Genomic DNA, 9,279 nt, shown 5'->3' on the forward strand with positions numbered 1-9,279 from the left:
GGGTCAGACGCGCTGGGCGCGCGCCAGGAGCTCCTCGAACGGCGTCGGATCGATCAGCTCGTCGTCGACCGTGCGGCGCCGGGTGCCGGTGGCGTCGGGAGACGCGACCTTGCCGGCCAGGCGGGCCAGCTCGCCCGCGGCCCGCGCGATGCGCGCGTCGAGGTCGGTGCCGTCGGCGCCGAAGTCGTCGGTGGCGGCGAACACCCCGGTCGGCACGACGACGGCCCGCAGGTAGGTGAACAGCGGCCGGATCGCGTGGTCGAGCACGAGCGAGTGCCGGGCGGTGCCCGCGGTGGCCGCGACGAGCACGGGCGTGCCGTCGAGCGCGCCCGGCTCGAGCACGTCGAAGAACGTCTTGAACAGCCCCGAGTAGGAGGCGCTGAACACGGGGGTGACCGCGATCAGCCCGTCGGCCGCGCCCACCCGGGCCAGGACGTCGGCCAGGCGGGCCGAGGGGAAACCGGTCAGCAGGTGGTCGGTGAGGTCGTGGGCGAGGTCGCGCAGCTCGACCTGGACGATCTCGACCTCCTCGAGCGCCTCGACGGTGGCCGCGGTGAGCCGGTCGGCGAGGAGCCGGGTCGACGACGGGTTCGACAGTCCCGCCGAGACGACCGCGATGGTCGTCATGCCGACACCGCCTCGGCGGGGGCCCGGCCGGTGACGTCGTCGACGGCGTGCACGGCGTGGCCGACGGCGCCGCCCGCGGCCGCCACCAGGCTCTGGTGGGTCGGCGCGTCGGGCACGTGGGCCGGACGGCCCTCGGCGAACCCGGCGCGCATCGCCGGCAGGATCTCGCCGAGCAGGTCGAGCTGCTCGAGCACGGTCTTGAGCGGGAGGCCGGCGTGGTCGACCAGGAACAGCTGGCGCTGGTAGTGCCCGGCGTAGTCGCGGAACGACAGGGTGCGCTCGAGCACCTGCTGGGGCGAGCCGACGGTCAGCGGCGTCTGGGCGGTGAAGTCCTCCATCGACGGGCCGTGGCCGTAGACCGGCGCGTTGTCGAAGTAGGGCCGGAACTCAGCGATGGCGTCCTGGCTGTTGCGGCGCATGAAGAACTGCCCGCCGAGGCCGACGATGGCCGTGTCGGCCGGGCCGTGGCCGTGATGCTCCCACCGGCGGCGGTAGAGGTCGACCATCTGCCGGGTGTGCGAGGCCGGCCAGAAGATGTGGTTGTGGAAGAAGCCGTCGCCGTAGTAGGCCGCCTGCTCGGCGATCTCGGGGCTGCGGATCGAGCCGTGCCACACGAAGGGCGGGACGCCGTCGAGGGGCCGTGGCGTGGCGGTGTAGCCCTGCAGCGGGGTGCGGAACCGCCCGGACCAGTCGACGACGTCCTCGCGCCAGAGCCGGTGCAGCAGCGCGTAGTTCTCGACGGCCAGGTTGATGCCCTGGCGGATGTCCTTGCCGAACCACGGGTAGACGGGGCCGGTGTTGCCGCGGCCCATCATCAGGTCGACACGGCCGTCGGTGAGGTGCTGGATCTTGGCGTAGTCCTCGGCGATGAGCACCGGGTCGGTGGTGGTGATCAGCGTCGTGGCGGTCGAGAGCACGATGCGCCCGGTCTGGGCGCCGATGTAGGCCAGGGTCGCGGTCGGGTTGGAGGAGATGAAGGGCGGGTTGTGGTGCTCGCCCGTGGCGAACACGTCGAGCCCGACCTCCTCGGCCTTCCTCGCGATGGCGACCGTGGCCTTGATGCGCTCGTGCTCGCTCGGGGTGCGACCCGTCGTCGGGTCGGTGGTGACGTCGCCGACCGAGAAGATGCCGATCTGCATGGTGACCTCCGGGGTGCTGGATCGCCGTCCCGGCCGGGCGGCGCTGTCACCCGCCAGAACTTACGTGACACGTCAACTATTCCGGCGACCGGCTCCACCGGCATACCGCCGCCGCACTTTCGCCGTCAGGTTGCGAAAGATCGCCTGCCGATTGACCAACCGGGTGTGACGGACCTAACGTCGAGACATCTCGGAGGGCAGCACGGACCGCGCGACCGCGGTCGGGCGTGCCGCCCCACTCACCGCCATTGGAGTCATCTTGTCCATCCGGCCCACCTCCTCCCAGCCTGCCCCGATGTCCGACGACCAGGCCCGGTTCGGCCGCCGCCTCGGCCTCTCCCGCCGCCAGACCCTCGCCGCCTCGATGGGCCTGGCCACCGCGGGCGCCGTCGGCGCCGCGACCACGATCGCCTCCCCGGCGTCCGCCGTGCCCGACCGGGCACTCGTGCCGCCGCCGCGGCGCGGCATCATCCTCTACACGGTGCGCGACGTGATCACGCGCGACCCCGGCACCACCGACCAGCCGTCCGGCTTCCGCGAGGTGCTGAAGTACCTCAGCGAGGTCGGCTACCGCCAGGTCGAGTTCGCCGGCTACACCCAGCACGCCAACGCCCCCGGCGGGGCGAACCTCGGCACGGTGCAGGGCGCGCGGCAGCTCAAGCGCTGGCTCGACAACTTCGGCATCGTCGCGCAGGGCAACCACGGCTCGGTGCCGTCGGAGATCACCGCGGCCTCGCTGGCCGACTTCGACCGCACCTGCGAGATCGCCACGATCCTCGGCATGAAGCACGTCGGCACCGGCGGCGACCCGACCGGCGGCAGCACGAAGGCCGAGTGGGACACCGCCGCCGACCGCTGGAACGTCCTCGGCGAGCGCGCGATGCGCAACCACGGGCTGAAGCTCTACACGCACAACCACGACGGCGCCTACGGCTTCCTGCTCGACAGCCCCGACGGCGCCGGCGCGATGACCCGCTCGACCGGCGTCCGCAAGCTCGAGTACTTCCTCGGCGTCACCGACCCGAAGCACGTCTGGCTCGAGATGGACGTCTACTGGGCCCACGTCGCGCAGTTCAAGCACACCGACTACGTCGCACCCGACGGATCCGAGGCCCGCAACATCTTCGACCCCGCGCTCCTCGTCTCGCGCCACGCCCAGCGCTACCCGCTCTTCCACGCCAAGGACGGCAACAACGTGCCCACGGCCGACTCGGGCTACGACATGGTGCCGCTCGGCCAGGGCGACATCGACTACCAGTCGTTCTTCCGCCGCGTCGACAAGCGCAACTACGCCAACCCGATGTTCGAGATGGACAACGGCACCTACGGCAACGGCTCGCTCGACAACGCCCGGATCAGCATCGAGGCGATGGCGGCCCTGCGCGGCTGAGCCACGACGAACGGCCCCGGCCCTGCCTCGCGCAGGGTCGGGGCCGTTCGCGTTCGCGCCGGCTCAGGCTCTCCGGCTCATCGGGCGGGCGCGGCGCAGCGGACGCAGTGCGCCGCCCACACCCGCAGCTCGAGCCGCTCGACGGGGATCGGTCGGCCGCAGCCGGTGCAGCGGCCGTAGGTGCCGTCCTCCCACCGCGCGAGGGCGGCGGAGATCTCCTCGAGGATCCGGGCCACGCTGGCTCGATGGGCCTCGGCGACCAGGTCGCCCTCGAAGGGCGGGAGCGCCGCCAGCTGGTCGGTGCGCCGCCGGGCGGCGCGGACCAGCTCGTCGTGCAGGTGTGCGGGCAGGGCGGTGGAGCGGGTGTCGGTCATGGAATGTCCTCGGGTGAGCGCGATCGCCCCCGTGGGCACGGTGCCCACGACGGCGTGGAGACACGTCGAGGGCTCGACGCGCCGGCGTGACGTCAGGGACGTCGGTGCTCGGCCGGCGGCGCACGGTCGACGCTGCGGCGCAGCACGTCGAGACCGCGGATGCCGTGGGCCTCCTCGCTCAACCGGACCGCGAGCAGCACGGCGCCCGACGGCACGTGGACGGGCTCGCTCGACACGGCGCGCACCTCCACCTCCGCGTTGCTCACGGGGCCACCCTAGTGGCCCGGCGACCACCGGGGTTCAGACCAGCGAACCCGCGAAGATCTGCCAGGCCAGGGCCGACTTCGCGACCAGGCTCAGCACGAGGTAGGCCCGCTCCCCGAAGGCGTAGCTGCGCCACGGGCCGACCTGCCGGTACTGCAGCCACTGGTTGACCCCGAAGCTCATGAAGAACACGAAGAGCGACACGAAGATCCCGAACACGAAACCGGGCACGTCCTCCCGGGCCGCGACGAGGTTCCAGGTGATCGCCACCCACGGCGCCGCTCCCGCGACGCACCCGAACCAGAACGGGAGCATCGTGGTGGTGGCCCGGCCGGGCGGGTTCATCAGCTCCTGGAGCCACCCGAACAGGATCATCGCGACGTTCGCCCCGATGATCCCGAAGACCGCCGAGACCTCGACGATCCCGTTGTAGAAGGCGATGAGGACGATCATGATCGTCGCGCTGACGGAGTACTCGACCCAGCGGAACGCGTTCAGCCCACGCCGCAGGTCGGCCTCGTAACGGCGGCGTACCACCGTCGCGGTCGCCACGTGGTCGATCGCGGCGAGGAGCAGGAAGGCCGCGATGGCCCAGCCGATGCGCACGTCGACGACCGTCTCCGGCTCGGCGAGCTCGGTGCCCGGCGGGCCCTGCGCGTAGGAGGCGATGACGGAGATGGCGAAGTCGGTGGCGAGCACCAGCACGGCGACCGCCTGGACGGCGTGCAGGACCCCCAGACCCAGGTTCCACCGCCGCAGGCCGGTCAGGGCGGCGTCGTCGACGCCCGTGGCGGTCGTGGCGCTGTCGGACGATCCCGCTCGATGCTGCATGACGAGCACGCTAGGGCCTGCGCACCTCGGCGACGATCACCCGCCAGAGCGGAATCGGCGCCGTCTGCGGACGGCTGCAGTCGCCGGGTCGGCGTGGAGACGACGAGCGGACGGCGCTCGTCCTCCGAACCCGATGCTCCACGCCAGCGCCCTCGTGGCCTCCTCCCTGGTCGATGACGACCCTCTCGGAGGTGGTGGGCCTGCACCCGTTCGGCTTCGGCCGGGCGGGCTGACCCGGTCACATCGACGTCGGGGGAGCCACGACCGCCGGTACGACGGCCGCGGACTGCGGGTCGAGTTTGGTGCGGTACTCCTTCAGCTGCGCCGCCATCACCCGCACCTCGGCCTTGGCGATGTTGGCCGAGAAGTCCAGGACGTCGAACGTCGCCTTGCCCTTGAGCGGTTTCGCCGCGGTTCCGCCGGGCGGGGTCGGCCCCGGCTTGACCTCCCACTCGATCACGATCGCCTCGACCCGGTGCGGCAACGACCGAGCGTCGCTGCTCGCGACGAGCTTGAACGCCGCGTCGAGCTTCTTGTACTTCTTGCTCGCCCCGACCATGGCCGCCATCTGCGACAGGTGCGACTCGTAGACCATCATGTGGGTGTTGGCGTCGCGGGTGCCGAGGACCAGGTTCTTGGGAGAGGTCTCGCCGCCCAGCGAGGCCGCCATGACGTGCAGCCACTCCCACCGGGTCTGGTCGTGCCGGTCGATCCCCGCCAGCTCGGCGAAGTTGGCGGCGCTGCACTCCTGCATCGCCTTGAGCTGGCCGCCCTCACGATCCTTCGGTGTGGCTCGGGTGAACTTCTGCTCCTTGGGTGGCGTGGCGAGGGCAGCCTCGTACTGCTCGGCCGTCTTGCCGTTCCACTTCTTCGCCATGGCGGGCTTCTTCGCGGGCACGGCGTCGGGGGAGGTCGCGGCAGACTTGTTGAACTTCGTGTGCCAGTCGGTCGGCATGTCGTCGAACTCGGCACCCTTGAGGTAGCCCATCTCGTGACCCGTGCCGGAGTCCACGGCGTCGCCCAGGTCGTGCGCTCGGCCCACGGCGGAGAAGTTGGAGCAGATCGGGAAGAGTTCGGCGTAGAGGTCGGCGATCTTGTCGTCGTGCTCGATGAACGCCGTCCGCAGTGCCGCGACGGCCGCCACCTCGGCGGGTCGGGTCGCGTGATTCCGCTTGCGGCCGATGGCGGCGCGCAGCTCGAGGAGCTTGTTCGAGCGGGTGGCCAGGTCGGCGATCGCCTCCTGGAGGCCGGTGACGGCGGCGGCCACCTTCGAGTCGATCTTCCGGGCCTCGGCGAGCTCCTCCGCCTCGGCCGCGCCGGCATCGGGTCGCGCTGCGGTCGCCTCGGCGTCCCGCACGGCATCGGCGGCCGAGCCGGCGAGGCCGACGAACGCGGCACACGTGCCGTAGAACCTCACCGGCCAGCCCGGTCCCGTGGGCCGGCCGAGCACCGACTCGCCGTTGGGGAGCAGGAAGGGCTTGATCGGGGCACGCAGCGCCGTCACCCTCGACTTCTGTTCCGCGGTGAGGTCGGCGTCGACCAGGTCAGGGTCCACGGCGACGGCTGCCGCCGCATCCTCCTCGGGCGACGTCGTGTGCATCTCGACGTCGTCGGACACCGGGTCGCTCGTGGTCATCTCCACGTCGGTCGAGGTGTCCGAACCCGAGACCCCCGGCGCCTGGGCAGCCTGCGCGTCGGCGCCGCCGGACGCGCCGACCGATGAGGGCAGCGCCCGCTTCTTGGCCGTCGACTCCTCCCCCGATCCGCCCTGTCTGCGTCCCCGCTTCATCCGTCGGATCGGCGGTGGCTGGGGCGAGTCGTGGGCGAGACCGGGGACGACGAGCGCGGCGGTAGGGAGCCCGGACGGCTCGGCGGCGGTCATCGTCGGGGCCTCCAGGTCAGGCGCGGCAGACGTTGTCGGCCGGGTCTTGGCGGGGGCGCGCCCCGGCCTCATGACGCGTTCTCCCTCGTCCGCTCGGCGCCGGCCCCGGCAGCGGACGTCGGCAGCTGCGGTGGGCGACGGCCGAGCTTCTGGAACTCGCGAGCGACTGCTCGGACGACGTGCGCCATGCCCACCGGACCGGCATCGAGGCCGCTGATGTGCTCGCTGGCGAGGAAGGTGGCCGCCAGGACGATGCTGCGCACGTTGCCGCCAGGGAGCTCGACGTGGCGAGCGAGCCAGTCGACGTCGATGGGGTCGTTCGCATCGAGGACCGGGACCTCCTGGAGGTGGGCCAGCCACAGCAGCCGCCGGGTCGCCTCGTCGGGTTCGGCGAAGTCGACGACGTGGTGCAGACGACGGGTGAACGCGGCGTCGATGTTGCCGCGGAAGTTGGTGGCCATGAGGGCGAGACCCTGGAACCGCTCGATGCGCTGAAGCAGGTAGGAGACCTCCTGGTTGGCGTAGCGGTCCCGGGCGTCGCCGACCGCGGCGCGAGAGCCGAACAGGGCGTCGGCCTCGTCGAAGAAGAGGACGACGTTGAGGGTCTCGGCGGCGCTGATGACCTTCTCGAGGTTCTTCTCCGTCTCGCCGATGTACTTGTCGACCACGGCCGACAGGTCGACGGTGCAGAGCTCGAGCCCCAGCTCCCCGGCGATGGCCTCGGCAGCGAGGGTCTTGCCGGTCCCCGGCGCACCGGTGAAGAGCGCGGTCAGCCCGTGGCCCTTGCTCCCCTTGCCGGCCAGCTGTCCGTGACCGAGCAGCGTCTCGCGGTGGCGTGCCCACGCCACCAGCTCCTCCACCGACCGCCGGGTGGTCGGCGGCAGCACGAGGTCGGACAGCGTCGCTCGCGGCACCACCCGGTGTGCGCTCTGCTCGACATCGACAGCCCGGTGGCTGCGCGCGGCCCGGCGAAGGCGCGCGACCGAGGGCGGCTCGCCGGCCGCGACCGAGTCGACGGCCGCCGTCCGGACCACCGCCGAGATCTCCTCGGGCGTCATGCGCAGCGACAGCAGGTCGGACCACGGCACGGTCTCGTCGCGGCCGGTGGACGCGCCCTCGGGTCTGTCCGAGAGCGCAGACGCCCAGATCTCGGCCCGCTCCGGCCGGGTGAGCTCGGTGGCGGTCACGGTCAGCAACGGCCCGCGCACCCACTCCGGCCCCCACGCGACGTCGTCGACGACCACGACCGGGACCGCTGCGCCCTCAAGGGTCGCGAGCAGGGTCCGGTCGTCCCGGACCTCGTCGTCCGCGCCAGCGAGCAGCAGGCCGGCGCCGCGAAGGCCCGCCTCTCGCACGGCCAGGGCCACCAGCTCGACCGGGTCCGCCCGCCGAGACCGACGTCCGAGGTCGATCGCGAGGGTGCCGATCTCGAGCTGGTCGAAGGCGCCTCCGGCGCAGGCCAAGCCGGCGGTGCCCGGGGCCGACCGCACGTGACCGAGCCGCACGCCCGCATCGAAGGCCCGGGCCAGTGCGGCCGAGCCGTCATCGGTCCGACCCGCGACCTCGACGGTCAAGGTGGCCAGCGTCTCCTCGATGCTCGCGTCGTCCAGCAGGTGCCCGACCACCCGATCAGGTACACGCAGATCGCGCAGCGGCATCGGCGCCGCGCCGTCGACTGCCAGCAGACGGTGGTGCCGCAGCGCCGCCGTCGGCCCCAGCAGTCGACGGGCGTCGGCGGACGACGACCCGCGGCCGCAGAGCTCGAGGGCCAGGCCGACGGTCGGCCGCACCCGGTCCGGGTTGCCGAGGAGCAGTCCCACCACGGCACCGAACCGGGGATCGAGCTCGACGCTGGCGGCGATCAGCAGCAAGGACGTCTCGAGCTCGTCCAGGGCGAAGACCGCAGCGAGCAGGTCGAGCGCCCCAGCCCCGACCGCGCCGGGATCGCTCGGCCCGGCTCCTGCGGCATCGGAGCTCACGTGGTCGGCACGCAGCAGCTCCACCAGCGCGGCAGCCGTCTCGTCATGGGCGAGCTCGGACCGTCGGCGCAAGGCTGCCTCGATCGGCTCCACGAGAGCACCCAATCGAGGCGGCATGTTCCGAAAGTTACCCGAGCTCGCGCACCCCCGAGACGGTTTCTGACAACTGTCCTGAGCGTGCGGCGACAACGCCCGGATCAGCCACGACACGACGGCACCGTCCGCGCCCGTCGAGGAGCCCCGTCGGGCGCCATCTGGCAGGGTGCAGGGCGTGGAACCCGACGCCGCGACCGAGTTCGAGCTCGGACGCGACGGACCGCACACCGTCGTGGTGGGGGTCGACGGCTCGGTGACGTCCGAGCGCGCGGCGTCCTACGCGGCGGGGGTCGCCCGACGTGAGCAGAGCAGGCTGGTCGTGGTGTTCGCCAGGTACCTGGGCGCGAACACCTCCGCCGTCGCGCCCGGCATGGGCGCGGCCGCCGTGGAGAGCCTCGACGCCGTGGAGCAGCACATCCGCGACCGCATCGCTGCCCGGCCCTGGTCCGTGCGGGTCGAGCTGGTCATCCGGGCGGGCACGCCGCTGAAGGTGCTCACCGACGTCGCCGACGAGGTCCGCGCCGGCCTGCTGGTCGTGGGCTCCTCGCGCCCCCACGCCTACTACCGGCCGGGCGGTCCGCTCCCGGTCCAGCTGATGCGGCTGCGTCGCTGGCCCGTGACCGTCGTGCCGTGAACCACGCCCCGATCGCCTGATCCGGGCCCGCCCCCTCGGCGCGGCCTCCGCACTGCCGACCCC

Annotated in this window: 9 protein-coding genes; 2 read left to right on the forward strand and 7 right to left on the reverse strand. The window is 72.3% G+C overall.

Annotated elements, in window-relative coordinates; translation table 11 throughout:
- Window positions 1-3 precede the first annotated feature (3 nt).
- Both ABFT23_RS01850 and ABFT23_RS01855 read right to left on the reverse strand, forming a co-directional pair.
- The gene (locus ABFT23_RS01850; RefSeq protein WP_347892155.1) at window positions 4-627 is read right to left on the reverse strand and encodes an FMN reductase; all 624 of its coding nucleotides are present in this window, start codon (window positions 625-627) and stop codon (window positions 4-6) included.
- Complete coding sequence (locus tag ABFT23_RS01855; protein WP_347892157.1) at window positions 624-1,766, reverse strand: LLM class flavin-dependent oxidoreductase; 1,143 nt, start codon at window positions 1,764-1,766, stop codon at window positions 624-626. The genes ABFT23_RS01850 and ABFT23_RS01855 overlap by 4 nt, the downstream gene beginning before the upstream one ends.
- A gap of 295 nt (window positions 1,767-2,061) precedes the next feature.
- Between ABFT23_RS01855 and ABFT23_RS01860 the strand changes: the two genes are divergently transcribed.
- Complete coding sequence (locus ABFT23_RS01860) at window positions 2,062-3,156, forward strand: sugar phosphate isomerase/epimerase family protein (protein ID WP_347892159.1); 1,095 nt, start codon at window positions 2,062-2,064, stop codon at window positions 3,154-3,156.
- Between the two features lie 77 nt (window positions 3,157-3,233).
- Here the strand turns inward: ABFT23_RS01860 and ABFT23_RS01865 are convergent, their stop codons facing one another.
- The 5 genes from ABFT23_RS01865 to ABFT23_RS01885 all read right to left on the reverse strand — a co-directional run bounded on the left by ABFT23_RS01865 (window position 3,234) and on the right by ABFT23_RS01885 (window position 8,579).
- Entirely contained in the window at window positions 3,234-3,530 is a 297-nt protein-coding gene (locus ABFT23_RS01865) for a TraR/DksA family transcriptional regulator (RefSeq protein WP_347892160.1), read from the reverse strand.
- Between the two features lie 92 nt (window positions 3,531-3,622).
- Window positions 3,623-3,796, reverse strand: coding sequence for a hypothetical protein (locus tag ABFT23_RS01870; RefSeq protein WP_347892162.1), 174 nt, complete (start codon window positions 3,794-3,796; stop codon window positions 3,623-3,625).
- 34 nt (window positions 3,797-3,830) lie between these two features.
- Window positions 3,831-4,625 (reverse strand): heliorhodopsin HeR, encoded by a 795-nt coding sequence (heR, locus tag ABFT23_RS01875; RefSeq protein ID WP_347892163.1) that lies wholly within the window; start codon window positions 4,623-4,625, stop codon window positions 3,831-3,833.
- 238 nt (window positions 4,626-4,863) lie between these two features.
- On the reverse strand, window positions 4,864-6,507 hold the full coding sequence (locus ABFT23_RS01880) for a hypothetical protein (protein WP_347892164.1): 1,644 nt from the start codon (window positions 6,505-6,507) through the stop codon (window positions 4,864-4,866).
- Between the two features lie 68 nt (window positions 6,508-6,575).
- The gene (locus tag ABFT23_RS01885) at window positions 6,576-8,579 is read right to left on the reverse strand and encodes an ATP-binding protein (RefSeq protein WP_347892166.1); all 2,004 of its coding nucleotides are present in this window, start codon (window positions 8,577-8,579) and stop codon (window positions 6,576-6,578) included.
- 178 nt (window positions 8,580-8,757) lie between these two features.
- Between ABFT23_RS01885 and ABFT23_RS01890 the strand changes: the two genes are divergently transcribed.
- A complete protein-coding gene (locus tag ABFT23_RS01890) occupies window positions 8,758-9,216 on the forward strand; it encodes a universal stress protein (protein WP_347892168.1) in 459 nt (152 codons plus the stop codon).
- Window positions 9,217-9,279 lie beyond the last annotated feature (63 nt).

The organism is Nocardioides secundeburneus (assembly GCF_039939255.1).
In the GTDB taxonomy this organism is placed as follows: domain Bacteria; phylum Actinomycetota; class Actinomycetes; order Propionibacteriales; family Nocardioidaceae; genus Nocardioides.